The organism is Tangfeifania diversioriginum, from assembly GCF_900141875.1.
Taxonomy (GTDB): domain Bacteria; phylum Bacteroidota; class Bacteroidia; order Bacteroidales; family Prolixibacteraceae; genus Tangfeifania; species Tangfeifania diversioriginum.
Window position 1 is genome coordinate 54,506 of the sequence record NZ_FQZE01000008.1, and the last position, 26,492, is coordinate 80,997.

Genomic DNA, 26,492 nt, shown 5'->3' on the forward strand with positions numbered 1-26,492 from the left:
GAATGATTCGTTTTGGCGAAGCTGAACCACTGTTAAAAGGCAAGGCTTCTTGGGAATTTGGTGTATTCTAAATATTGAAATTGAATAAAATGCCGGCTCCTTTCGGGCCGGCATTTTCATAGCGTATATTTTGAGTCAAGTCATAGCCTCACTTTGAGTGAGACTATGACGAACAAGCTATGGAATCAATACTTTGTCGATAACATGTACCACACCGTTTGCGCCCTGAATATCGGCAGCAACTACTGAACTCTCGTTAATTTTCACACCTGAGCTCAAATCAACAGTCAGGTTTTTATCGGCGTTCAATGTTCCCACTTCTCCTGATGTGAGTTCAGTTGAAACAACATTGCCGGGAACCACATGGTATAAAAGAATCGGAGTAAGTTGTTCGGCTGTCAGGTCATTGATTCCCGACACACCCAACTGGGCAAAAAGCGCATCAAAAGCATCGTTGGTGGGAGCAAAAACCGTAAACGGACCTTCGCTGCTCAGCGCATCAACCAACCCGGCTTTTACAACCGCCTGAACCAGCGTGGTAAAATTTTCGTTGGCCAGCGCAATATTCACAACCGTTGGCGGAAGTATCACTTTATCAACTACGTGAATCACGCCGTTGCTGGCTTCAATGTCGGCGGTGGTTACCAAAACTGAGTTGTTAATCATTACTCCCGATTCAGTTTCGATGTACATGGTAATGTTGTTGTTGTCGTAACTCGAAAGCGTTGACACATAACCTGTACTCAAATCTGACGACATGGCTTTAGTGCCAATCACGTGATAGGTAAGAATACTTGCGAGGTCAGCCGTGGGAATATCATCCAGCGATGAAAGACCGAGGTCGCTCAGCAATGCAGCAAAGGCATCATCGGTGGGAGCAAAAACTGTGAGATTGTTTTCAGTGCTTAAAAACTCAGCAAGACCCGCTTTTTGGGCGGCTTCGATTAAAATACTGAAACTTCCTGCATCAACAGCTACTTCCACAATGTTTTTTTCGTCCACTTGCGGTGCGTCTTCGTCATCGTTGCACCCTGTAAATAGTACAACACCAAATAGTAAGAGTAACCCCGGAATAAATTTCAATTTTGTTTTCATAATTCTGTTTTTAATAATTGTTTCTAAAGTTTTCTGAACTGTTTAATTGTTTTCAAAATGTTTAACACAAACACTAAAAGGATTAAACATTAATTTTGTTTAGAGTTAATTAAATTATTTTATTCAAAATAAATATTTTTAGATTAATATAGTTGTAAATCAATTAATTAAATTAATTGTTAAAATTTGTTAATTAAATTAAAGTTGAGTCATTAGTGCCCGGGAGCTAATGAATTTGTGCAAATTACCAAAGATTTGATTTTTAATTTTTTATGCCATAGAACAGGTTTTTAATCCACTTTAAAACATTGGCTTAACATTACCCGAAAACTGATGATTTCTAATGTTCAATCTTTTAATTCAACTAATTTTGTACCTCCAATTACTTATAAAACAATTTTCAACATGGTAGAAAAAGATAAAAAGCTTTTCACCGATTTTGCCCCGGTTACAACAAACGACTGGGAGGCAAAAATCAATGCTGATTTAAAGGGAAAAGACTACAACAAAGCACTGGTATGGAGGACGTACGAAGGATTTGAAGTGCAGCCATACTACCGAAAAGAAAACCTGGAAGAACTCGATTTCCTCAAAAGCCTGCCCGGCGAATTTCCGTTTGTGCGCGGCAATAAAAAAGCCGGAAACGATTGGTTTATCCGCCAGGACATTTATGTGAAAGATTTCAAGGAAGCCAACAAAAAAGCGCTGGAGGTTTTAGGCAAAGGCGTTACTTCGCTCGGGTTTTATTTCGATTGCCAAAACAAAATTACCCGCGCCGATCTGGATGTTCTTTTAAAAGACATCTGTCTCGAAGCCATTGAAACCAATTTTGTTTGCCCTTGCGAAAACTGCAACGGGGCGCTGGCTTTTGCCGAATATGCTTCTGAAAGCAAAACGGAAAACAACAGCATCCTGGGATCATCTCCCATCGATCCAATCGGTTCGTTTGCTTTGAAAGGGAAACTCGACGATGCCGCTTTTGACGAACTGAAAGACATTGTGGAGAAAACCGCCGGACTTCCCTATTTCAAAGTCATCGGCGTTCACGGAAAATTCTTTGCCAACAGCGGCGCTTCGCTGGTTCAGGAAGTGGCTTTTTCGCTGGCACAGGGAGTGGAATACCTCACCCTCCTAACCGAAATGGGATTGACCATCGACCAGGTGGCCGGCAAAATGAAATTCAACTTCGGAATTGGCAACAACTACTTCATGGAAATTGCCAAACTCCGCGCTGCCCGACTGCTTTGGGCACAAATTGTAAAAGCTTACGGCCCGAAAAACGAGGAGTCACTGAAAATGATTACCCACAGCGAAACCAATTCCTTCAACAAAACTTTTTACGACCCGTATGTAAACATGCTGCGCACACAAACCGAAGCCATGTCGGCTGCGTTGGGTGGTGCCGATTCGATTACAGTTCAGCCGTTCAATACCATTTTTGGCGAAACCAATAAAATGGCCGAGCGCGTTGCACGCAACCAGCAGATTTTACTGAAAGAAGAGTCGCACCTCGATAAAATTGCCGACCCGGCAGGCGGCGCTTATTACATCGAAAACCTGACTGCCTCGCTGGCCGAACATGCATGGAAGCTGTTCCTCGAAGTGCAGGACAAAGGTGGTTTTGTGAAAGCTTTCCGTGATGGATTCATCCAGTCGGAAATAAAAGCAATGGCCGCCAAACGCGACCAGAAAATTGCCATGCGCCGCGAAAATATTTTGGGAACAAATCAGTTTCCAAATTTCACTGAAAAAGCGGAAAAGGAATTTGACGAATCGATTTTCTATCCCACCGATTTAACCAAAGAAGGTGCGGAAGCGGAAACACTAAAAATGTACCGCGGTGCCCAGCCATTTGAAAGACTTCGCTATAGAACTGACCAGTACGCGAAAAACAACAAGCGCCCGGTGGCATTTATGTTGCCCATGGGAAATCTTAATTTCCGAAAAGCACGGGCCCAGTTTAGTACCAACTTTTTTGCCGTGGCCGGTTTCGACGTTATCGACAACAACGGATTTAAAACCGTTGAAGATGGCGTTGCAGCCGCCAAAGCCAAAGATGCCGATATTGTTGTGGTGTGCAGCTCCGACGATGAATATGCTGAAATTGTTCCACAGGTTGCCGAACAACTCGATAACGAAATTCTGGTAGTTGCCGGACACCCGGCCTGCAAACCGGAACTGGAAGAAAAAGGAATTACCAATTTCATTCATGTGAAAAGTAATATTCTGGAAGATTTGAAAATGTATCAGGAAAAACTGGGAATTAAATAATTCTGAGATACAATCAGAAGCTGTCATTTCGAATCCGCCAAAAGGCGGATGAGAAATCTGCCAATTTAAGATGGAGATTTCTCCTCGGATACTCGTCGAAATGACATCAAAAACAAAAAGTTAATATACTGAAAAACAATAGATATGAAACCTGATTTCAAAAACATCAACATAAAAGACATCCGGGCCAAACAAACGCCCGGAAGCGTTGCTAACAACGCACAAAACTGGCTGACTCCGGAGCAAATTCCGGTGAAACCGGTTTACACGAAAGACGATTTGGAAGGACTGGAGCACCTCGATTTTGCAGCAGGTCTGCCACCATTCCTCCGCGGACCTTATTCGGCGATGTACGCTATGCGCCCGTGGACAATCCGCCAGTATGCAGGTTTTTCAACGGCCGAGGAATCGAACGCATTCTACCGCCGCAACCTGGCCGCGGGCCAAAAAGGTTTATCGGTGGCATTCGACCTGGCCACTCACCGCGGCTACGACTCCGACCACCCTCGTGTAGAAGGGGATGTGGGAAAAGCCGGCGTGGCCATCGACTCCATTCTCGACATGAAAATTCTGTTCGACGAAATTCCGCTCGACAAAATGTCGGTTTCAATGACCATGAACGGCGCTGTGTTGCCCGTGATGGCCTTTTACATTGTAACAGGACTCGAGCAGGGTGCCACACTCGAACAGCTTTCGGGAACCATTCAGAACGATATTCTGAAAGAATTCATGGTGCGGAACACCTACATTTACCCACCTGATTTTTCAATGAAAATTATTGCCGATATTTTCGAGTTCACTTCGAAATACATGCCGAAGTTCAACTCCATTTCCATTTCGGGCTACCACATGCAGGAAGCCGGTGCTACTGCCGATATTGAGATGGCCTACACTCTGGCCGACGGACTGGATTACATCCGAACCGGAATGAAAGCCGGTCTCGATATCGACGCTTTTGCTCCCCGGTTGTCATTCTTCTGGGGAATTGGCATGAACCATTTCATGGAAATTGCCAAAATGCGCGCAGCACGAATGTTGTGGGCGAAAATTGTGAAAGAATTTGGTCCGAAAAACCCAAAATCGATGGCGTTGCGTACGCACTCGCAAACTTCGGGCTGGTCGCTCACCGAGCAGGATCCGTTTAACAATGTGGGAAGAACTGCAATCGAAGCCATGGCCGCAGCGCTGGGACACACCCAGAGTTTGCATACCAACGCGCTGGATGAGGCGATTGCATTGCCAACCGACTTCTCGGCACGAATCGCTCGTAACACGCAGCTGCACCTGCAAATGGAAACTGAAATTACCCGCTCGCTCGATCCCTGGGCAGGTTCCTACTATGTAGAATCGCTGACCAACGACCTGGTACACAAAGCATGGGAACGCATCGAGGAGGTGGAAAAACTGGGGGGTATGGCCAAAGCCATCGAAACCGGCGTGCCGAAAATGCGCATTGAAGAAGCAGCGGCGCGCGCACAGGGAAAAATCGACAGTGGTTCACAAACCATCGTGGGTATCAACAAATACCGCCTCGACAAGGAAGACCCGATAGACATTCTCGACATCGACAATACCGCAGTGCGTAAATCGCAGGTTGAACGACTTAAAAAACTGCGTGCCGAACGCAACGAAGATGAAGTGCAGGCTGCACTAACTGCCATCACAAAGGCAGCAGAAACCGGCAAAGGAAATTTACTTGAATTGTCGATTGAGGCAGCCAAAAAACGTGCATCTTTGGGAGAGATTTCAGATGCCTGCGAAAAAGTCGCAGGAAGATATAAAGCAGTAATCAGAACAATTGAAGGCGTGTATAAATCAGAAGCACAAGGAAGAGACGAGTTTAAAGAAGCGCAGGAGCTGGCCAAACAGTTTGCCGAAATGCAAGGCCGCCAGCCGCGTATTATGGTAGCTAAAATGGGCCAGGACGGACACGACCGCGGTGCCAAAGTAGTGGCTACCGGTTACGCCGACCTCGGATTCGACGTGGATGTGGGTCCGCTTTTCCAGACTCCGGAAGAAGCAGCCAAACAAGCCGTTGAAAACGACGTGCATGTGTTAGGCGTTTCTTCGCTGGCAGCCGGGCATAAATACCTGGTTCCCGCCGTGGTAGAAGAACTGAAAAAGCTCGGCCGCGACGATATCATGGTGATTTGCGGGGGAGTAATTCCATCGCAGGATTACAAATTCCTGTACGACTCAGGTGCAGTTGCTATCTTTGGCCCCGGAACCAGCGTTGCCGCTGCCGGAAAAAAGATTCTGAGCATTTTGATTGAAGCGTATAAAGAAGATTAAAGGTGAAGCGATTTCTAAATCGCTTTTCGGCGAATTGGAATTCGCCGAACCACATTATAAAATACAGAAGCCGGTTCCGGGAAGAGCCGGCTTTTTGTTTGAAAAATTCAAATTCACTATAATACATCCCTTTAAATTACTGTCAGGAAAAAAATTACCCCCTGTATTTACGCAGCGCTTTTCTCGAAGCCCGGTCAACCAAAGTAAAAAGCCGGTGGATTTTATCTTTTCCCCTCGTGGGCTGGTGTCCAGTCACTTTTACAAATTCGCATTCGAATTCATCGATTACCCGAAAAAATTCCCGGTATAAATCGTGGTTGTTCATCAGCCGGTTGTTTTTCGATCGAAAGTCGTTTTTTTCGAGTCTTTCACGACGGCGAAGCAGTCCGGTTATATTTTGTGAATCAGTATAAACAATGATTGCATTTTCGGAGGAAGCCATTTCGCCAAGTGCCCACAATAAGGTTTCCAGCTCCAGGCGCGTGGAAGAAGTATTTTCAAACTGTTTGATTTTTACCTCTTTTTTAAGTTTTTCAGACGAAATTTCAGAATTTTCAACAGCCAGGCATGCACCAATTCCAATTTTGGTTTTGGTGTTTACGCTCCCATCGGTAAAAAGTAACAGTTCTTTCATTAGAATAAGATTACAGCAAATATCTGATTTTTTCAGGATATTGTAGAATAGTGAAAAGTCGTTTCTCTATTAGTAGAATTATCAGTTATCAACTCTGTTATTTATTCGTTTTAAAATAATTTCAGGTAACCGTTAAAAAACATATAGCTTATTTCATTGTGCTCCTGTAATTTCTTTCAAAACATTCATCTTTTTCAAGCTCATTGAGTAGCATGTAGTGGGTAACTCTCTATTTCATATTTCCTTATTGTTGAATTTTGAGTTAATTTAAGAATAAAATGTGGCTAAGTTTAGATTTTGGCATAAAAACTAAATTAAGGTATTCTTTTGCGGCATGACTAAGTGTATGACCAAACAAAAAGGCCGCTGGTAACCAGCGGATTTTGTAGCCCCAACCGGGTTAGTATCGAACTTTTTGAAAGAGGATTTTGATGCTTTGTTAGAATTTATGGATGCTGAGAAATCGAAGAAGAAACTCAAATTATCACAGATTAAGCGATAAGTTTTTCTAACGTAAGGCGATAGAATTTTTTTTGCAAATTTGGTTATGGAATTTGATATGGCTTATACAAATAGGGGGGCAATAGGGGGGCAAGGAGAGGGTACAAACCACGCAATCCGAATAAAATATCCCATCGCCCGGACATGACTTTTGTAGCCGATCTGAAGCAAACCAATTTTAAATTTTTATAATTTAAAGTATTGATACTTTTTTATCGACGAAATTATGGTGTGAAGGGAACCGTTCTTCTTTTGGAGAAAACGGTTCCTTTTATTTTTAAAACGCATCATCCAGTGTTCGCACTGTAAGCACCTCGTTGAGATCTATTTCTGAAATTTCAGTTTTGAGATGAATGGTTTTAGTTTCGCCGGGCAGCATGTCGAAATAGTTATCCGAGAAGAATCCCCCTTCACTTCCCATCTGGAAGTAAACATTTTTTGCCAGCTTGTCGGTGCTGACTTCAATATTAAAACCATCGCTGGTTTTTGTAACAGAATAGTCAACTTCGGGCGAAGGTACATTCAACTCTTTAAACGGGCGGAAAAAGAAAATATTCCGCGAAATAGTTTCGCCGTTTTCAACCAGTTCGGCGGATAAAAGCAAGTTTCTCGTATCTTTTCTATACAAAAATTCGTGGCGATTTTCATTGAAATAATTATCGCTAGTATTGGCAGGAACTTCCACCAGCGAGGCTTTTTCCCAAATTACGCGGCCATCAAAATCCATCAATTTCAGTTTAAGTTGCGCATTAACATTTTCAAGCCGGTCATTCACGATTCCCACCTTCAGTTTTACCCCGTCGATGTAAGGACTTACCAATACCTGCTCAAAACCTTTTTTCACGTAATACTGCAATGCTTTCCACTTCTGGTAATAGTCGGTTGAACTCCATGATGCTACCGGCCACACATCATTCAACTGCCAGTAAAGGCTGCCCATGGTAAATGGCATGGCGCGGCGGTGACCTTCCAGTCCAAACTTAATTCCTTCGGCCTGCAACACATGATTTACATACAAAAACGACTCAAAATCCTTTGGTTGGTCGTACTCTTTCAGCATGTAATATTCAATGGTTTCATTTCCGATGGATGAACGCTGGTGCGACTTCATCACTTCCGAATAGATATCGTAATCCTGCGGTTCGGCATATTTTTTCACCGTGCTCATTTCAGGGAACGACTGGAACCCGTACTCACTCATAAACCGTGCGAGGTGTGTGGCGTAAGTTTCAAAGGGTTCTTTGCCCCACCAAACGCCCCAGTAATGTTCGTCGCCGTTCACCAAATCAGCCTGTACGCCCAACCCTGACGACGGGCTCGATCCCCAATAGCTGCGCTGCGGGTCGAATTCTTCCACCACTTCGGGCAGTGTTTCATGGAAAATATCGACGTAGGCCTGCCACACTTTTTCAGGAACATCTTCGCCCTGTTTTTCAGCAATTCCTTTCCAGCCCCAGGTATTCCAGGCGGTGAGGATTTCGTTATTGCCACACCACAATGCTATGCTCGGATGATTGTGCAATCTTTTCACATTGTCGATGGCCTCCTGCCGGATGTTCTCGAGGAACGGTTCGTCGTTGGGGAACATGGCACAGGCGAACATAAAATCCTGCCACACCAGGATGCCGTTTTCGTCGCACAATTCATAAAACAGATCATCTTCGTAAACACCGCCACCCCAAACACGCAACATGTTCATGTTCGATTTTTTGGCGGTTTCAATCATGGTGTGGTAATTTTGGTCGGTAACCCGCGGCAGAAACATATCGTTTGGAATGTTGTTGGCACCTTTCATAAATACAGGGTGCCCGTTCAGTTTGAAATAAAACGACGTGCCATGTTCGTCTTCTTCGCGAACCAGCTCGAGCGTGCGAATTCCGATGCGGGTATCTTCAGAAAATGTTTGCTGACCAATTTTCATTTTCCCGGTGATGTTATACAAATGCGCTTCGCCCAATCCGTTTGTCCACCACAATTCAGGGTTTTCAATTTCAAAATCCACGGAGTATTTATTTACGCCTTCCTTTATCTGAACTTTATTGCTGGCAAGCGTTGTTCCGTCGTTCAAAACCGAAAGAGTGGCTTTCTCGTTTCCTTCGGCTTCCACTTCAAAAATAGCGGTGAATGTGGCTTTTTCGTCCGAAACTTCGTGCTGCACAATTTGCAGGTTTTCAATGCGGGCTTCGTCCCAGGCTTTTAAAAAAACCGGCCGCCATATTCCGCTGGTCACCAGTCGAGGGCCCCAGTCCCAGCCGTAATGATAACCTGCTTTCCGGGTGTAAATGCTCACACGTTTTCCATCTTCCACTTCGCCCCTTTCGGCCTGGTCGTTTTCGGCACCGGGGTAAACAAATTCATTGGCATCGTATTTTTCCAGACCAATTTTTATGGGTGATTTGAATAGTATCCGCAGTTCGTTTTCGCCTTCTTTCAGAAATTCTTTTGCATCCACCTGCCACTCGCGAAACATGTTGTTGGCAGCCAAAATCTGCTCTCCGTTCACAAAAACATCGGCATACGTGTCGAGTCCTTTAAAATCGAGTTCCACACGGTCGTGGCTGAGCATGTTTTCATGCACGGTAAAAGTGGTTTTGTATTCCCAGTCTTCTTTGTCAATCCACTGTATATTGAGCTCATTTAGCCGGTAATACGGGTCGTCGATTACGCCATTGTCCATTAAATCGGTGTGGACTGTTCCCGGAACGGTGGCATCCATCCAATCCGCTTCACCTGCTTGGCGGAATTGCCAGTTTTCGTTAATTTCGTTTTGCACCATGAGGTTGGGATTTTTCTCTTTTGGCTGACAACCAAAGGCAAAGGCAATCACCATATTCAAAAACAGCACTTTTTTAATTGACATTTTTTGGATTTTTAGAGGGGCTAAATTTCGAAAAATAGCTGCATTAATCAAATATTTCCACAAAAAAAGCGGCAGGGGTTCAGTCTCTGCCGCTTTCCTTCGTTTCATTGTAAACTACTCTTCTTTTTTTGCGGTTGAAATATTGAATGGCATGTACAGCAAACAACATTTAAACAAACCGGTTGCAATGAGTGGGATTCCAAGAAGCCCCCACCAGCTGTTAAATACTACTCCAACTATGGCAATTATTAAACCTAAAATAATTCTGATTAACCTGTCAACCGAACCTACATTACATTTCATATACTATTGATTTTTTGATTCTAATTTGTTGAACGTAAATTTCCAGTATAGGTTTAGAATTCATCTTGCAAAATATCGCATGCTGTTTTGATGAATGCCGTGCATTTCGTTTGAAAAACCGCATCCTCATGAGCTGCTGAAGCTCCTTCAGGCGTTGAAATATCGTAGCCGGTGAGTTTTTTGCAGATGAGCGAACCATGTTCCTTTTTAAATTTTTCGTTGAATCGCTGAATGGCCTGTTTTGTACGGGCTTTTGCATCGGGGTGGCTGGAATCGTGCCCGTGTTTCATGCCAATTACCATGTAGGAACCGGTAACTGCCCCGCAGGTTTCGGCACAGGCCATGCCGCCGCCAAATCCACTGGCAATTTTCAGGGCTGTTTTTTTATCGAGCCCCACCTCTTCAGCAAACAGGCTGAAAACGGTTTGGGCACAGTTGTAACGAGAAAATTGTTGTTCGACAAGTACTAATTTTCGTGTCATTTTTTTCTTTTAAAAGTACTTGATTTTTGGGAAAAAATAAAACCCGGAATCCAAAAACTCCGGGCTTCAATTATATTATGTCCTCTTTTCTTCAAGTCTCCCCCTTTGGGAAGATTTAGAGGGGCTTCTATTCTCCTCTCACCGCAGCCACACCCGGAAGCGTTCTTCCTTCGAGGTATTCGAGCAGTGCACCGCCGGCAGTTGAAATGTACGACATACCGTCGGCCATGTTGAATTTATTGACACATGCCACTGAGTCGCCACCGCCAACCAGCGAGAAAGCACCTTTTTCTGTGGCTTTTACAATAGCTTCGCCAACTGCTTTTGAGCCATCGGCAAATTTATCCATTTCAAACACACCCACGGGACCATTCCAAAGGATGGTAGCCGAGTTTTCAATCACTTCTTTAAATTTGGCAATGCTGTTGGGTCCGGCATCCAGTCCCTGCCAGCCTTCGGGAATTTCGTTGGCCTGCATAATTTTAGTATTGGCATTTTCGTCGAAGGCATCGGCAGCAAGTACATCGGTAGCCATAATCAGGTTCACCCCTTTTTCTTTGGCCAGCTTTTCAATATTTTTTGCAGTTTCCAGGTAATCGTTTTCGCAAATTGAATCACCCACTTCGCCGCCGTTGGCTTTCACAAAAGTGTAGGTCATTCCACCGCCCAAAATCAGGTTGTCCACTTTGCTGAGCAGGTTTTCAATAATGGTAATTTTTGACGATACTTTGGCACCGCCCATAATAGCTGTCAGCGGGCGTTTGGGTTCTTTTACCACTTTGTCGAGGCTTTTTACTTCGCTCTCGATGAGGTAGCCGAACATTTTATCGTTGGGGAAGAATTTTGCGATAACTGCTGTTGAAGCGTGCGCACGGTGAGCGGTTCCAAATGCATCGTTTATCCAGCAGTCCCCAAGTTCGGACAGTTTTTTGGCAAATTCTTCGTCGCCGCCTTTTTCTTCGTTATGAAAACGCAGGTTCTCGAGCAACAAAACTTCTCCCGGTTTCAATTCATCGGCTATTTTTTTCACTTCATCGCCAATGCAATCCGGTGCTATTTTCACAGTGGCTCCATCTAACAGTTTCGAAAGATGATCAACCAAATGGCGCATTGAAAATTTATCTTCCGGCCCGTTTTTCGGACGTCCGAGGTGAGACATAACCAGCGGAGAGCCGCCGCCTTCAATCACTTTTCGGATTGTAGGAAGCGCTTTCTGCATGCGGGTATCGTCTGTGATTTCAAATTTATCATTTAAAGGCACGTTGAAATCGACGCGAATCAATGCCTTCTTTCCTGAAAAATCGTAGTTGTGAATTGTTTGCATAGTATTTTATTTTTTTGGTTTTCTAAAAAGTAATCAAAGATAAAAAATTAATTCCGCAAGAAACAGTCCCATTTTCAACCACCTGATAATTTAATGTTCGGGTAAAATAAAAACACACCAATTCATCATCAAATTACAGTCCTGAATTTTTCGAATCGTAAATTCGATTATCAATTGCAGAAAGCTTATTTTTGGGGAATGTTTTTCAACGATGTAATAGGCCAGGAGGAGATCAAAAAGCGGTTGATCCGCTCGGTAAAAGAACAACGGATAAGCCATGCACAACTGTTTACCGGCCCCGCAGGAACCGGCAAGCTGGCTTTGGCGCTGGCATTTGCACAGTATGTTTCGTGCCGTAACCGTGGCGAAACCGATTCGTGTGGGGAATGCCCCTCGTGCCGTAAATACCAAAAAATGGCGCACCCCGACCTGCATTTTGTCTTCCCGGTTTTTCCCACCAAAGAATTCAAAAAACCTGTGAGCGATGATTTTTTGCCCCGCTGGCGCGAAATGGTTAAGAAGAATCCCTATTTCACCCTTAGCCAGTGGCTGGGTTTTATTGAAAATGAAAATGCGCAGGGATTGATTTACGAGCGGGAGAGCGATTCCATTATGCGCAAACTCAACCTGAAATCATTCGAGTCGGAATACAAAGTTATGATTATCTGGCTGCCCGAAAAAATGCACCAGGCTTGTTCCAACAAGCTGCTCAAACTGATTGAAGAACCGCCCAACAAAACACTTTTTCTGCTGGTTTCCGAAGATGAAGAGTCGATTATCACCACCATCCGCTCGCGGGCCCAGTTGTTAAAGGTTCCGTTTATCGATAAAAACTCGATGAAAAGCGCGCTCGAAAAAATCGAGGGAATCGATAAAGAACAAATACCAGAAGCCGTGCACCTGGCCAGCGGAAATTACATCAAGGCGCTGGAATACCTGAACCCGGACGAAGACACGCAGTTTTATTTCACTAAATTTCAGGAAATGATGCGTTTTGCTTATAAACGTGAGGTGAAAGAGCTGGTGGATTGGGCCGAGGAAATGGGCCGTATTGGCCGCGACCGCCAAAAATCGTTCTTCAGTTTTGCACTGCGGCTGGTGCGCGAATATTTTGTGATGAACATGAAAAAACCCAACCTCGTTTACCTGAACAACAAAGAACGAAATTGGGGAAAAAATTTCGCGCCTTTCATTAACGAACGAAACATCGTGCCGTTTGCCAAAGAGTTTGAGCGGGGCATCAAACACATTTCCATGAACGGAAATGCCCGCATTATTTTTCTCGATACCGCGCTGAGAATGGTGCGGTTAATAAAAAGATAATCAGCGCATCGTTTATTTTTAATAGACTACAAATCAATACTTCGTTAAATAATTAAGCGGCAATAGTGCCATAATATATAAGTTCATTGACAAGGTTTCGATTTTTAGCAGAGTATGCATAATAACTTTCCCGGCATATTTACATGGTCGTCCCTTCTTCCCGGTTGAAGGCCAGGTATAAATACTTCAGGTCGGCATCATCGCGCAAACGGCTTATCAGGTGCATGTCCATTTCTATGATTTGATCCACAAAAGGCTTTTTGGAAAACCAGGCATCGGCAACAAGGTATTTTGAAATGGAGCAAAGTGTTTCTTTGCGTTCTTTTATAATGTTTGCATACCAATCAGTCAGACTGGTTACCTTTATCTTCAAACAGGGTTTGAACAGCCTCAAGGTGGAACGCAGTGTGGTTGTCCAAATCGATGGCTGCAAGGCCGCCAATTTCAAGGCCCCATTTTGCCTGTCCTGCACAACCAGACCAATACCAACCCAGTCCTGGTGTTTTCTTCCCTGATTTATTGATGTAGCTCGAGTCAAATGCGATTACAAACCGGCTGCCACCATGCGAAAGGGCAAGTTCTATGTTAAAATCGAGCCAGGGAAAGGTTTTTTAAATTGTTGTCGGTATCTTTGTTCTTTGAAATTTCCATAGCGGCCAAGCTGTAAGAAGTTGACACGCCCTTTAATGGAAAGCAAAAGGATAACGACTTCGCAGAAAAAGTCTTTCCTGCATTTGTTAAAAACTGATATTCTATTTAATATTCTGATAATTAATAAATTGTAGTTATTATATCCCCTGATAGTCATTCTGTAACAGATTTGTGGCAAAATCCATTAAGATACTGATTGCCATGGGGTTTGTGCAAGCACTTTAATAGTTTCGAACTTGCAGTTCTGCAGCCTGTTTTCATCGAAACCAAAATTAAAATATATGAATGCCTGCATATATACCTAAAAAGTAAATCTCCCGCTACTGCCAGACGCAGGCTGGGATTACACAGATTTTCACAGAAATTTTATAAAAAATCAGCGTTTATTTGCGGAATCTGCGGGAATACAATATAATACTTGATACATACGGATAACCATTTTAAAATAAAACCTTACTGAGACCGGGAAGCTCCGAATATATGAGGAGATCACCCAGCCGAAGTTAAGTTTTGTGAAAATGGAGGTTGAAGATGAAAATCAGCCTCGAATTTTCTGCTTCGTCTTTGCTTCCCCGCCTGACCAGACGGGCAGGAAGGCAAAGATGAAGGCTCCCGGCAGGGAAAAGCGAATCATTATTAAAATTCATGATTTCTTTTTTACTCCACCTACTTTTTGAAGCCTTCCACAAAGGAGCGCAAAAAAAGAGTGGAGCCGAAATCGTGTCGAAAATCACACTCCACTCGTAAGTGTTTGGCTATCAATAGCCTAGTAGCCCCACCAGGAATCGAACCTGGATCTACGGTTTAGGAAACCGCTATTCTATCCGTTGAACTATGGGGCCATCCTTTTTTCAGGTCTGCAAAAATAGACAAAAACCTATTCTCCGACAAATCATTCAAAAAATTATCTCAACAACAGCAGGCTGCATTTTTAACGAGGTTAAAATAACGGTGGATTTTTTTCATTCAACTGCAACAAAATCCCTTCCTGCGATTCAAAAAACCAAAAAAACATTAAATTTTCATTCCCGTATTAATTTTAAAATTTGAACTGTTTGATTCAAGAAAAAATAGTATTAGTTTTACCACCCTGAAAAAAAGAAAGATATGTACACCATGCCATCATACGGAAAAGAGTGGAACTGGCGCAACGTGAAAATGGAAGCGCGGGAAATAAATAATAGTAAACGGATATAATACCGAAAAGGGATTTATTGTTAAAGCAGTAAATCCCTTTTTTCGTATAAAATAAACTTCAAAAAAATAAAAATCATGACTCATCAAAAGAAAATTTATCTCGAAGAATCGGAAATGCCCAAACAGTGGTACAACCTGGCACCCGACCTGCCCACTCCTATGAATCCGCCGCTGGGGCCCGACGGGAAACCTGTTACACCCGAAATGCTGGCACCGGTATTCCCCATGAACCTGATTGAACAGGAAGTAAGCCAGGAACGCTGGATCGACATCCCGGAACCCATCCGTGAAATTCTGGTGCAGTGGAGGCCAAGTCCGCTCGTCCGAGCTTACGAACTGGAAAAAGCACTGGATACACCGGCCAAAATTTATTACAAAAACGAAGGCGTTTCGCCGGCGGGAAGCCACAAACCAAACACGGCAGTTGCCCAGGCCTGGTACAACAAGGAGTTTGGAATTAAAAAATTAACCACTGAAACCGGTGCCGGGCAATGGGGCTCGGCCCTTTCGTTTGCCTGCGCACAATTGGGTGGCATTGAATGCAAGGTTTTTATGGTGAAAGTGAGTTTCGACCAAAAACCTTTCCGTAAAATGATGATGGAGACCTGGGGTGGCAAATGCATTTCCAGTCCAAGCAACGAAACTCAGGCAGGGCGTGATATTCTGGCTAAATACCCCGATACTCCGGGAAGTCTGGGTATTGCCATTTCGGAAGCCATTGAAGAAGCTGTAACTGACCCAAAAAAAGAGACCCGTTATTCACTGGGGTCGGTACTGAACCATGTGATGCTGCATCAAACCATCATCGGGCTGGAATCACAAAAGCAACTGGCAAAAGTGGGCATTAAAAATCCGGATGTGGTAATCGGATGTTGCGGCGGCGGCAGTAATTTTGCCGGTATTTCATTTCCGTACATGTATGAAAAAATTCATGGTGCCAACATACAAATTATTGGGGTGGAACCTTTTAGCTGTCCAACCTTAACAAAAGCGCCATTTATTTACGACCACGGCGATGTGGCTAAAATGACACCTCTTCTGGCTATGAACAGCTTGGGACACAATTTTGTGCCGGAACCTATTCACGCGGGCGGATTGCGTTACCACGGAATGTCGCCCCTGGTAAGTGCCGCGCTGAGAGACGGATTGATGGAGGCACAGGCCATCCACCAAAGCGAGTGTTTTGAAGCCGGATTGCTGTTTTCAAAAACCGAAGGAATTATTCCTGCCCCGGAAACCACTCATGCCATTGCATCAACCATTAGGGAAGCTAAAAAGGCGAAAGAAGAAGGCAAGGAAAAAGTCATCTTATTTAACTTTAGCGGACACGGACTGATGGATTTGGTTGGATACAACAAATACTTAAACGGCAATTTACACGATCATGAATATCCGGAATCGGAAATCGCGAAAAACCTGAAGGAACTGGAAGATTATCCGATGCCGAAATAAGGGCCCCCTCCGGCTCCCCCAAGGGGGAGAGGTTGGAAAATATAAAATTTACCCGTGATATTACTCAGAGTGTTATCACGGGTATTTTTTTTAAAAGAAAGCAAATACCAACTCATCCGGAACATCGGGTTGAACTTCATTCAGCATCTCTTTTATGTCTTCAAAACAGTGCCGTTTGCCGGAAATTTTTTGATTCAAAAAATCAGCTTTTTGTTCAGAAAAGAAATCGCCCGAAACAGCGGCTTCAGTAATCCGGCCCTTTTCGGCATTCAATGCTATTTTTATAGTTCTGTCTCCCAATTTAGCTTCATTCTGAAACGCATATTTGGGTGAATATCCGAAATTCCACTCCCAGGTTTTAAACTTTTCATCGGCAAGTTTTTGAATTGCCAGGTTATCTACTTCGGTCAATTCATACACTGAATTTTCTTCATTTTCGAGTTGAACACCAAGCAGAAACCTTCTGAATTCTTCAGTCGTAATTTTATTCTTCAGAAAAGGTTGAATGTTGGCAACAAAACTCCGGTTCGACTGCACAGCTTTGCCGGTGTACTTTCCGGGAGCCACTTTTATAGAATGCCCCAGACTGCTTAAGTCAGAATCAAAAAGTAGGGTTCCGTGGTGCAGCACCCTCTTTTTGAAAACGTGCTCGGCATTCCCCGAAATTTTTTTATCGTTCACCAGCAAATCGTTCCGCCCTGAATTTACAGCGGTTACACCGAGCTCTGCCAGCGCCTCAACTACAAATTTTGTAAATTTTTTGAAATTGATTTCAGCAGTGTCGTTTACATTTTTGATGTAAGCAAAATTTACATTCCCGGCATCGTGGAAAACAGTTCCGCCACCGGAAATACGACGGGCAACAGTAATATTATTCTCCCGTACAAATGGGTAATTGATTTCCGCCAGGGCATTTTGGTGCTTGCCCACAACCACTGTGTCGTAACTTTGCCAGAGCATAAAAATATCCTTACTGAAATTTTTCAGCAGGTACTCTTCGGCAGCCAGGCAAAAATACGGGTCGCTATTTTCAAGCTGAATACAAAGCATTGTTCTGGTTCGTTTTTCAACGTGCGATTTACAAATTGTAATTCAAAAATTATCACAAATCACCTAAATTTTTAGTGCCTCGTGCTTCTGAAATCACATCCTTTTAAAATTCACGGGTTTTCATTTACTTTAACTCAAAATACTTGTAATGAACTGGCTCAAAATTTTTCCATTTCTCGGATTCATGATTCTCACTGCTTTAATTTCGGGAAAAATATTCCTGCTGCAAAAAAGAGGTGTAAAAGTTAGCTCCGGCAATGAAAATCCTCCCCGGTTTATGTTCATCCTTTACCCGGTCTTTTTTATTCTGCTGCTGGCCTGGGTTTTTGAGCTGGCAAAACCGGTGTTTCACTTTCAGTTTTCCATTTTGAACAGCCTTTTAACCACGCCGCTTGCCGATTATCTTTTTCTTGAAATTGCCGGCGCTTTGCTGATTTTTATTTCACTGATTTTCATGGGTCTAACACTGCATAATTTTAAAGCCTCGCTGCGTTTTGGACTGAATGAAAACAACCGCGGTGAATTGATTACCAACGGTATTTTTTCATTTTCGCGCAACCCGTTTTTTTTGTCCATCATGATTTATTTCCTGGGCACAGCGCTCGTTTTCCCCAGCTGGTTTTTCATCGGATTTGCCGTGTTAGCCATTTTCAGCATCCATCTTTTCATTCTGAAAGAAGAGAAATTTATGGATGAACATTTTGGCGAAAGCTACCGTGAATACCGGAAAAAAGTAAGGCGGTATTTTTAATTTTAGTTCGACTAGTTTTGAAATTTAGCACCGTCCTTCAGGGCGGTGTTTTAAAATCATTTTACATCACGGGAATTTTTGTAAAATATTGTAATTTATTATTTTACAATATTTTACAAAAATTCTTCATAAAATAAAGTCATCTACTTTTCACCGCCCTAAAGGACGGTGCTGTTTTTAAATAAAAAAATTTGGTAAAGCAAAATTACTCGAACTATTTAATTCGCACCAGCCGTTTGCCTTCGTATGTAAACCAGTCGTCGGCCGATTTTATCTGAATATGATAAACACCCGGCTCAATGTTCTGATTCACTTCGGCTTCCCAAATGTGCTGCGAATCGGCATCACCTCCCATTTTTCGCCAAGGTACTTCGCCCAGCTGGTTTTCCCGTTCTTTTTCGGTCAGTCGCACCGGATCTTTCTGAGGAACCCGTTTCATCTCCATCCACGAGCCGTCCTCCCCTATTTTCATTTTTACATCGGCATCGGGCAGGGCGTTGTAAATGTTGGCAATTACTTTAAAAGCGTCGTCTTCAGCAGAAACCACATCGGGTGCAGCAATGTGCATCTGCACATTTTCAGGCACGCCGGCGGTTTTCCATTTCAGGTTCCAGCTGTTTCCATCGATGTTTAAAAACGCATAACCGTTGGGGGTTCCGTCCGACATCATGGTGTGCGGAATTCCATATTCATCGGGAGCTCCAGTCCACCAGGCTCCGCAAACGGTTCCCATACTTATCATGTGGTGCGGTTCATTTCCCGGAAATCCCTGTTCTTTATCTATAAAATGATGATAGTGCCGGTGCGTGTGCGCCGCCAGCGAAACGGTATTGGGATGGGTGGCAATCAATTCGTAAAACGCCTGTTTTTCGGCCTCGTCATACCAGGGCGTTGAACCTTCGTAAGGAATATGCGCCATTAATACAAGCAGTTGGTTGTCATCCAGCCGTTCCATTTCATTTTTCAGAAATTCCATCTGTGCTTCACCAAGGCCGGTGCGGTAGTAGCGGTCGTCGTCTTCAACAATCCAGCGGATATTATCGAGCACCACAAAATGTGCCGGACCATGGGTAAAAGAGTAATAAGAAGGTCCGAACTTGTTAAACCATGTACCGCGGGCTTCGGTGCTGTTGTTTCCTGTATAATCGTTATCGTGATTACCGGCCACGTACCACATTGGCGTTCCTACATTTGAAAGGCTTCCAATAAGATGGTCGTAGATACTTAAATCATCAAAGACCACATCGCCGAGGGTAACGCCAAAATCGGCATCCACACCAACCAGTTCGGAAATTACCTCCTCCGACATGTAATAAATTTCCTTATCGTCGCGAGGCTGGGTGTCGCCAAACACAAGCACTTTCAGCTTATCCGGCTCCTCAGATGGGGAAAGCGAAAAATCAACTGATTCGGGCAAAAGACCGGTGGCTTCCAGTCCTTCGTATTTTGTTCCCGAAATACCGGTTGCGCTAAACATTTTGTAAAACTGCGGAACATTTTCATCATCCACCGGAACAGCCCAGTTGCGGGGCTTGATCACAAAAATGGCCGCATCGTTGCGCAGCGGAAGCTCATATTCGCCTTTGCGGTTGGTTACCGCCACTTCGCGGCCGTTGGACACGGCAACTCCTTCGAGTGGGTCGTCTTCTTTGGAATCATAAACGGCATTCCCGTTTTTATCGTGATATACAATGCCTTCAACCGTGGTGCGGGCCTGCGCTTTTACTTCTGAATAATTACTTAAAACGGGCAGCAGAAAAAATGCTGCTGCAAGCAAAACCGGTAATTTTATCTTCATAATTCTTCTATTTTATAACTGAAATTTTTCTGTATTTTCAAAAATATAAAATAAAATTCAGGCTAAAGGATATCTGCCATAAAATTAACTTCTGCAAACGGTTTGTCATCGAGATGTCCGGACTTGGTTTTGAGGATTAAAATTTTACCATAACCGCCGGAGTTTGTTTTTACCAGCCAGATTTGATTGGGTTTTACATTCACTGCCGTAAAATAAAGATTCCCTCATCGGAGCAAAACCAGATGTTATTTTGATGGTCCACACTTACTCCTTTTATAAAGACTTCCGGGATTTGTCCTTCTGCAGAGCGGAGCCAATTCTGGCCGTCGTAAACAAAATAGCCGGGATAATCGCCCTCAACAGATCCATATCCGTAAACCCAGACATAATCACGTTTGTCGATAGACATTCGGGGTAATATTGAAAAATAAAAATCCGCTTCAATTTTTTCCCATTTCTTTCCATCGAAAAAAGCCAGATAATTTTCATAACCAGAGTAAGATGACAAAGAGTAATCTACAACCACAAACGCCTCACTCTCAGAGTTTACGACAAGACTTGAAATCCAGTAAAAACTCGCATCTCCCCCGAGTTGTTTCCATTTGTTTTGGTTGTCAATACTGTAAACTGCTGCATTTCCAACGGTGCTCAGGGTCACAAAATAAACCCGGCTGTCATGGTCAATTTTCAGGTTCTGAACGACATGCTGATTCAGCATAGAGTTTTCTGGAGTATAAAGGCTGAATGTGCCGTTATCGTAACACATCAGTCCACCCAGATTGTGAGCGCAACTGCCAAACCAGACTTTTCCGTTGGGGGCAACTTCCACTTCATTTACATAATCCCTCGGCAGCCCGGCATTTTCAGATGTATAAAACGTGAATTCGCCTTTTGAAAAACGCGCCAGGCCTTTTTCTTTGGTTCCCAGCCACACTTTGCCGTCGGGCGCAACCGAAACATCCTGAATGACCGTACCGGCTGAATAGGATTGCGTATTCAAACCATCGTAAAAAATCAAATTGTTTCCCGAAGCAACCCAGGCATTGCCATCGCTGTCAAAATCAACGCAAGTAATATTTTCGCCCTTCAACACCCATTCCGAAACATCGAAATTAATTTCCTCTGAAAAAGGATTTAGTGCAACTTCGTCGTCTTTGTTGCAGGAGAAAAGAAACAATAACGGGATAAAGAATATAGGTAGCGTTTTCATGATGAGTGATAAATATAACTTTGATTTTTACTTATTGATTCAAAACATAAATACCGTTACTGGTTCCCAACCAAATGTTGTTATTTTCATCTACATCAATCCAGTTTGGTGGTCCAAACGCTAAATCAGTTTCAGGCTCGTGCCATTTTTCACCATCAAAAACTGATAAATTTCCACCTTCGCCAAGTCTTGGGAATTTACACATCCACATATAACCTCTTTTATCGGGTGTAAACTGGGTGTAAATATATTCTACTCCATCCGGTTCGGGTGTAATTGTCTTTGTTTCACCATTTTTGAAAAGAATCATTATTTCTGATGCAAAATGGCCGAAAAGCAAATATACATTCTCGTTTAAATCAACCCCAATATCATAAAAATAGCCTTCACTTATAATTTCTTCCCAGGTATAATTATTCCCAAATTCCTTTTCTATTTTAAAAACTTTATGTGTTGCCTCTGTTCCGCCTGTAACAATAAATATGGCTGAATTCCTGCAACAAATTCCCCGGATTAAATCGTGATGCAAGGGAGAATTTTCTGTTGAAAAATGAATAAATTCATTCCCATTGAACCGATACAACCCACCAGCCCCATCATTTGATGAAGCTATCCACAAATTTCCATCGCTATCGATATCCATCTTTGCGATAACAAAACGTGGAAGCATTGAGTTATCGGGAGAAAAATAATTTATAGTGTTCCCCTTTAGTACACCCAGACCGGAGGATTTTGTCCCGATATACAGTTTTCGAAACCTTCGATCGTAAACCAAAGCTTTTACATCTGATTCTGTTTGTATTGACATGGTATCGCCTGAAAAAGTGGAAAAGTAAATCCGTGGTTCTTCATAGCCGGAATAATAAAAACCGTTGGGCGTTAATTCAAAATTAAAAACCGGGATTTGTGTTTCAATAAATTGTGAAACTTCAAAACTAATTTCGGGAGAAAGTTCTTCCGGGATTTCATTACGGTCACACGAAACAAATGCGATAAACAGAAATACAAACGGGATTAGCGTTTTCATTTTTTTTCTTTAAAGGTATTGAATCTCAATAAGAAAAAAAAACTAGAAAACCTTCTCTCCCCCAACCCAGGTACCTTCAATTTTTGCATCCAGCACTTCCTGTGGAGAGGCGGTCATCAAATCGGTATCGAGGATGACAAAATCCGCCCACTTGCCGGGCTCGAGGCTGCCTTTTTCATTTTCTTCGAACGAGGCTTTTGCCGGCCAGATAGTAATGGAACGCAGCGCCTGCTCGCGCGAAAGTGCTTCATCTGTCAGAAATCCACCTTCGGGCCAGCCGTCGTGGTCGGTGCGAAAAACCGAAGCGTAAAACGTAAACAGCGGTTCGATGTGTTCCACCGGAAAATCGGTGCCGTTGGGCAGCCAACCGTTTTGCTGCAGCAACGTTTGATAAGCGTACGAACCATTGCTGAGCCGTTTTTCGCCCAGCCGCTCATCGGCCCAGTACATATCGGAAGTAGCGTGGGTTGCCTGCACCGAGGGAACTACAGAATACCGGGCAAATTTTTCCATATCATCCGGATGAATAATCTGCGCATGTTCAATGCGCCAGCGCCGGTCGTTTTTACCTTTAAGAAATTTCCCGTAGGTATCCAAAATCAGCCGGTTGGCACCATCGCCAATGCAGTGGGTGGCCAGGGCAAAATTATTGTCGTACGCCAGCTGGCAAATGCTGTCGTAATACGCCTGGCTTTCAATCTGAATTCCTTTGTTGCCGGGGTCGTCTGAATAATTGTCAATCAGCAGCGCACCGCGTGATCCCAAAGCACCGTCGGCATAAACTTTTATGGTATTTATTGAAAGGCGACTGGTTTGAACCGGGCCCTTTTTGACAAAATAGTCAAAATTCTCTTCGGTGGGGTTCAGCACAGCGTTGATACGCATTTTCAGTTCATTTGCCTGTTGCATCTCTTCCATCAGCCCGATGGTATTTTTATTGAGACCGGCATCCGTTACTGAAGTGAGGCCCACGGCAAAACAGTTTTTCTGGGCTTCCAGTAACCCGAGATGTTGCTGCTCTTTTGTAATTTCAGGAATTAGTTGCGAAACCAGTTCCATGGTTTTATCGATTAAAATTCCTGTGGGTTCCCCGTTTTTCATCACCACCTGGCCGCCGGCAGTTTTCGTTTCAGCTGTAATTCCGGCCATTTCCAGAGCTTTTGAGTTGCACCAGCCCGCGTGCCCATCCACACGAACCAGGTAAACCGGTGTGTCCGGAAACATTTCGTCGAGCTTCGTCTTATCCGGAAATTCAGTCCCTTCCCAGTCGTTTTGATCCCAGCCGCGACCAAGTACCCAGTCGCCGCCAAATTTTTTATGGTGTTCTTCCAGAATGGCATAAATCTCATCTGGTCCCGATGTTCCGCGTAATTCGGCATATTGCATCAGGTTTTCTCCGTAGCCGTTAAAGTGCGCGTGGGCATCGTTAAATCCGGGATAAATAAATTTCCCTTCGGCATCCACACTATTTTCAGCCGAATATTTCGACCTGATTTCTTCACTGCTTCCGGTGGCCACAATTTTTCCATTGGTCACGGCCATACTCTCAGTTTCCGAAAAAGTGGTGTCAACAGTATATATTTTGGCGTTGGTTACAATTAAATCAACCGTTTCTTTTTTCATACATGAACTCATTATCAGGGAAAATAATAATACTAGAACTCCATTTATTTTCATTGTAAGTAGTTTAAGTTTAGGAAAAAGTAAACCCAAAAAAATTAAGCTGAAGCCCTGGGTGAAATGACAGAAGCTTCCAAGTGTTCGAGCATTTCGTTGATTGCCACAGTTTGAATAAATCCCTTCATGGAAAGATTTTCATTCAAATTTTCCCAGGAAATACCTACACCATTCCCAATCAGGTTCCATTTTTGGAGATCCTTTTCTGTAGCATTTTTTAAACGCGGATAAAGAGAAATTTTTGTTTCCAGTATTTTCCCAGTATTTAAAATTATACCTATAAGGTCCAACTCTTCATCAATAATTACATTTTTAATCCGCAACCCTTTTTCAAAAATTAATTTATCCAGAGGGTCATCTGATCCAATATCTGCTATTTTATTCTTCGAAGTATTCATCCCATGCTTTTTTGAGAAAATCCAAATTTTCAATTACAATCTCATTTACCTCTTTCTGCTCTTTTGTTATAAATCCATAAAAATACACCGTTTCAATCAAACGGTTCCAACCAAATTTTTCCATTCGCATCTGCTTTATTTACATGGATGTGTTTTGGTTCTCCACTTTCATTGCTAAAGAAATAAAACCGGTATCCTTTAATCCTTAACACAACTGGCATAACAAATTCAAAGTTAATGATAAAATTTTTATATTGTTTTGAACACAGCATATTCCTCCATAAATAAGCGACAATACAAACTGAACCCATTCCCCTGACGAAAATTGACATATCTCAATACACGGGTTGATGTTTAACTGCAATCTTGTTATAAATAAAAGCGTTAAACAATTATCAGTTATATTTTTTGTATTTTAGCGGTTTGAAAAGCAAATAATCGAGATGTTTACAATAGGCATATTTTCCACACATATTCCCTACATAGCACTGGTAGCGTTCTATGCCTACTTTTTGCTTTTCGGAATGGAAAAAGCATCGAAAGGAGAAATTGTTGCAGAAAATGCAACTTCTTCCCTTTACGAGGTTCAGGTTGCTGACCACTTCGATGCTAAAAATACATGTTGCTTTTATTACCAAACTACTGATTCATTTGCAGCGCAGGAAAAATTCGAAGAATTTATTTTTAAAAGAAAAATCAGCCGAAAGGCGTTGACAGATAATCTTTATTATCGGTTTCATTTCATTCCCGGCACATCAAACAGACCGCCACCAACTTTATGTTAATATTCCTTTCTTCCGGAAGGAGTCTAATGCGAAGGACTTTTCGTTTTCTCATCTTTTTATTCAACAAAACAGAAATAACAGGTGTTGTGGATGCGAGGAGATAACCTTTAAGTTAAAAATCTCAGTTAACCAATTCGAAAAAAAAATTTATGATAGGCTTGATTGGCATCAGCCATAAAACATCTCCCCTGGAAATAAGGGAAAAATTCGCAGTGGCACAGGATGAAATTGTTCCTTTTTCTGAAATGTTGCAGAAAGAAACTGACATTTCAGATATAGTTGTACTGTCAACCTGCAACCGCACCGAAATTTATTTTTCGCAAAACAAGTACGATTTTCACCTGGCAGCAAAACTGGTTTACAAAACGCTGAAGCAATTTAAAGGAATTCAGGAAAAATACTGGCACACGTTTTACAGTTACACCAAATCAGATGCAGTGCGACATTTATTTGAAGTGGCATCAGGTGTCGATTCCATGATTATTGGTGAGGATCAAATCATCGGGCAAATAAAAGATGCCTACGTTTTTTGCACCGAAGAAGCCCTGACTGACGCGGTGCTGATGCGACTATTTCAAAAATCATTCGAAACCAGCAAAAAAGTACGCAGCGAAACGGAAATCAAAATGGGAAACGCTTCAATTAGCAGCGCTGCCGTGCAAAAATGCATCACACTTTTTGAGAAGCTGTCGGACAAGCGCGTGTTGCTGATAGGTGCCGGCGAAACCGGAAGCCTCGTTTTGCAAAACCTGCATAAAAACGGCGTTTACCGGATTGCTTTAACCAACCGTACACAGGAAAAAGCCGAAAAACTGGCAAAAAAACACAAATGCACTCCACTGCCATTTGAACACATGCCTTCCCATTTATACTTATATGATATTGTGATTGTTGCCACCGGTTCCAAAATTCCGCTGGTAACCACCGAAATGGCCCGCGAAGCAGCCGAAAGGAGGGAAGGCCGGAAACAGGTTTACATCGATATTTCAGTGCCGCACAACATTGAAACAGACATTGGAAAATTGGGAAATGTCAATTTATACACCATCGATGATCTGGACAAAATTGTGAACACCACCATGAAAAAACGCAAAGGATGCATCGATTCAGCAACCCAAATTATCGATGATATGGTGGCCGATTTTGATGAATGGATGGCCAGTCGTTCGCTGCGGCCTGCTATAAAAGCCATTACATACAACATGCAAAAAGTGACCAAAGAAGAACTTTCGGGCTACAACAAAGTGAATTCAGAAGACATGCAACTGGCCATCCGCGATTTTTCGAAACACCTCACCCAAAAATATACCCGGATGTTCATTAAAAACCTGAAAGAACTGACAGCCAACGGGAAAAACACCGAGGCGCTCGACATTGTAAACGAACTTTTTAATATCAGCGAAGAGTAACA

The 26,492-nt window shown here is 43.0% G+C and carries 23 protein-coding genes and 1 tRNA gene; 7 read left to right on the forward strand and 17 right to left on the reverse strand.

All coding sequences use genetic code 11. The features are described from left to right. Positions 1-177: 177 nt before the first annotated feature. Entirely contained in the window at positions 178-1,095 is a 918-nt protein-coding gene (locus BUC07_RS06815; RefSeq protein WP_073167703.1) for a fasciclin domain-containing protein, read from the reverse strand. 405 nt (positions 1,096-1,500) lie between these two features. On the opposite strand from BUC07_RS06815, the gene BUC07_RS06820 reads away from it, so the two are divergent. Next, on the forward strand, positions 1,501-3,366 hold the full coding sequence (locus tag BUC07_RS06820; RefSeq protein WP_073167706.1) for a methylmalonyl-CoA mutase family protein: 1,866 nt from the start codon (positions 1,501-1,503) through the stop codon (positions 3,364-3,366). Between the two features lie 144 nt (positions 3,367-3,510). Further along, positions 3,511-5,658, forward strand: coding sequence for a methylmalonyl-CoA mutase (gene scpA, locus BUC07_RS06825; RefSeq protein ID WP_073167708.1), 2,148 nt, complete (start codon positions 3,511-3,513; stop codon positions 5,656-5,658). A 154-nt stretch (positions 5,659-5,812) separates the two neighbouring features. Here scpA and BUC07_RS06830 read toward each other — a convergent pair whose 3' ends face one another. The 5 genes from BUC07_RS06830 to BUC07_RS06850 form a co-directional block, all read right to left on the reverse strand. After that, positions 5,813-6,292, reverse strand: a complete 480-nt coding sequence (locus BUC07_RS06830; protein WP_073167711.1) for a ribonuclease HI — start codon at positions 6,290-6,292, stop codon at positions 5,813-5,815. Between the two features lie 778 nt (positions 6,293-7,070). Beyond that, entirely contained in the window at positions 7,071-9,653 is a 2,583-nt protein-coding gene (locus BUC07_RS06835; RefSeq protein WP_083578148.1) for a beta-mannosidase, read from the reverse strand. A 114-nt stretch (positions 9,654-9,767) separates the two neighbouring features. Next, a complete protein-coding gene (locus BUC07_RS06840; protein WP_073167713.1) occupies positions 9,768-9,956 on the reverse strand; it encodes a YgaP family membrane protein in 189 nt (62 codons plus the stop codon). Between the two features lie 53 nt (positions 9,957-10,009). Beyond that, complete coding sequence (locus tag BUC07_RS06845; protein ID WP_073167716.1) at positions 10,010-10,438, reverse strand: C-GCAxxG-C-C family protein; 429 nt, start codon at positions 10,436-10,438, stop codon at positions 10,010-10,012. 127 nt (positions 10,439-10,565) lie between these two features. Then, entirely contained in the window at positions 10,566-11,762 is a 1,197-nt protein-coding gene (locus BUC07_RS06850; RefSeq protein WP_073167720.1) for a phosphoglycerate kinase, read from the reverse strand. 174 nt (positions 11,763-11,936) lie between these two features. On the opposite strand from BUC07_RS06850, the gene BUC07_RS06855 reads away from it, so the two are divergent. Next, the gene (locus tag BUC07_RS06855) at positions 11,937-13,085 is read left to right on the forward strand and encodes a DNA polymerase III subunit (protein WP_217652658.1); all 1,149 of its coding nucleotides are present in this window, start codon (positions 11,937-11,939) and stop codon (positions 13,083-13,085) included. 139 nt (positions 13,086-13,224) lie between these two features. Here BUC07_RS06855 and BUC07_RS06860 read toward each other — a convergent pair whose 3' ends face one another. The 3 genes from BUC07_RS06860 to BUC07_RS06865 form a co-directional block, all read right to left on the reverse strand. Next, entirely contained in the window at positions 13,225-13,518 is a 294-nt protein-coding gene (locus BUC07_RS06860) for a transposase (protein WP_139279498.1), read from the reverse strand. Between the two features lie 721 nt (positions 13,519-14,239). Continuing rightward, positions 14,240-14,383 carry a hypothetical protein gene (locus BUC07_RS20890; protein WP_175552480.1) on the reverse strand — a complete coding sequence of 48 codons (144 nt, stop codon included), beginning with the start codon at positions 14,381-14,383 and terminating at the stop codon, positions 14,240-14,242. 123 nt (positions 14,384-14,506) lie between these two features. Then, positions 14,507-14,578 (reverse strand) — tRNA-Arg (locus BUC07_RS06865). A gap of 430 nt (positions 14,579-15,008) precedes the next feature. On the opposite strand from BUC07_RS06865, the gene BUC07_RS06875 reads away from it, so the two are divergent. Beyond that, positions 15,009-16,385 carry a TrpB-like pyridoxal phosphate-dependent enzyme gene (locus BUC07_RS06875; protein ID WP_073167730.1) on the forward strand — a complete coding sequence of 459 codons (1,377 nt, stop codon included), beginning with the start codon at positions 15,009-15,011 and terminating at the stop codon, positions 16,383-16,385. A gap of 90 nt (positions 16,386-16,475) precedes the next feature. Here BUC07_RS06875 and BUC07_RS06880 read toward each other — a convergent pair whose 3' ends face one another. Beyond that, the gene (locus BUC07_RS06880) at positions 16,476-17,435 is read right to left on the reverse strand and encodes a lipoate--protein ligase (protein ID WP_073167733.1); all 960 of its coding nucleotides are present in this window, start codon (positions 17,433-17,435) and stop codon (positions 16,476-16,478) included. A gap of 148 nt (positions 17,436-17,583) precedes the next feature. Between BUC07_RS06880 and BUC07_RS06885 the strand changes: the two genes are divergently transcribed. Further along, the gene (locus tag BUC07_RS06885; RefSeq protein ID WP_073167736.1) at positions 17,584-18,186 is read left to right on the forward strand and encodes a methyltransferase family protein; all 603 of its coding nucleotides are present in this window, start codon (positions 17,584-17,586) and stop codon (positions 18,184-18,186) included. Positions 18,187-18,400: 214 nt separating this feature from the next. Here BUC07_RS06885 and BUC07_RS06890 read toward each other — a convergent pair whose 3' ends face one another. The 7 genes from BUC07_RS06890 to BUC07_RS21520 all read right to left on the reverse strand — a co-directional run bounded on the left by BUC07_RS06890 (position 18,401) and on the right by BUC07_RS21520 (position 24,628). Next, positions 18,401-19,984: a calcineurin-like phosphoesterase C-terminal domain-containing protein gene (locus BUC07_RS06890; protein ID WP_073167739.1), complete on the reverse strand. Its 1,584-nt coding sequence runs from the start codon at positions 19,982-19,984 to the stop codon at positions 18,401-18,403. Positions 19,985-20,183: 199 nt separating this feature from the next. Continuing rightward, positions 20,184-21,194 carry a ligand-binding sensor domain-containing protein gene (locus BUC07_RS06895; protein WP_139279499.1) on the reverse strand — a complete coding sequence of 337 codons (1,011 nt, stop codon included), beginning with the start codon at positions 21,192-21,194 and terminating at the stop codon, positions 20,184-20,186. A 31-nt stretch (positions 21,195-21,225) separates the two neighbouring features. Beyond that, on the reverse strand, positions 21,226-22,221 hold the full coding sequence (locus BUC07_RS06900) for a ligand-binding sensor domain-containing protein (protein WP_073167746.1): 996 nt from the start codon (positions 22,219-22,221) through the stop codon (positions 21,226-21,228). Positions 22,222-22,263: 42 nt separating this feature from the next. After that, positions 22,264-23,844, reverse strand: coding sequence for an amidohydrolase (locus tag BUC07_RS06905; RefSeq protein ID WP_217652659.1), 1,581 nt, complete (start codon positions 23,842-23,844; stop codon positions 22,264-22,266). A 95-nt stretch (positions 23,845-23,939) separates the two neighbouring features. Continuing rightward, the gene (locus tag BUC07_RS06910) at positions 23,940-24,329 is read right to left on the reverse strand and encodes a DUF2442 domain-containing protein (RefSeq protein WP_139279500.1); all 390 of its coding nucleotides are present in this window, start codon (positions 24,327-24,329) and stop codon (positions 23,940-23,942) included. Beyond that, positions 24,277-24,420: a hypothetical protein gene (locus BUC07_RS20895; RefSeq protein WP_175552479.1), complete on the reverse strand. Its 144-nt coding sequence runs from the start codon at positions 24,418-24,420 to the stop codon at positions 24,277-24,279. The genes BUC07_RS06910 and BUC07_RS20895 overlap by 53 nt, the downstream gene beginning before the upstream one ends. Further along, on the reverse strand, positions 24,389-24,628 hold the full coding sequence (locus tag BUC07_RS21520) for a DUF4160 domain-containing protein (RefSeq protein ID WP_317039646.1): 240 nt from the start codon (positions 24,626-24,628) through the stop codon (positions 24,389-24,391). The genes BUC07_RS20895 and BUC07_RS21520 overlap by 32 nt, the downstream gene beginning before the upstream one ends. A gap of 111 nt (positions 24,629-24,739) precedes the next feature. Between BUC07_RS21520 and BUC07_RS06920 the strand changes: the two genes are divergently transcribed. Together BUC07_RS06920 and hemA are read left to right on the forward strand one after the other, a co-directional pair. Continuing rightward, positions 24,740-25,081 (forward strand): hypothetical protein, encoded by a 342-nt coding sequence (locus BUC07_RS06920; protein WP_073167756.1) that lies wholly within the window; start codon positions 24,740-24,742, stop codon positions 25,079-25,081. Between the two features lie 149 nt (positions 25,082-25,230). Then, positions 25,231-26,490: a glutamyl-tRNA reductase gene (gene hemA / locus BUC07_RS06925; RefSeq protein WP_073167759.1), complete on the forward strand. Its 1,260-nt coding sequence runs from the start codon at positions 25,231-25,233 to the stop codon at positions 26,488-26,490. The last annotated feature ends 2 nt before the right edge of the window (positions 26,491-26,492 follow it).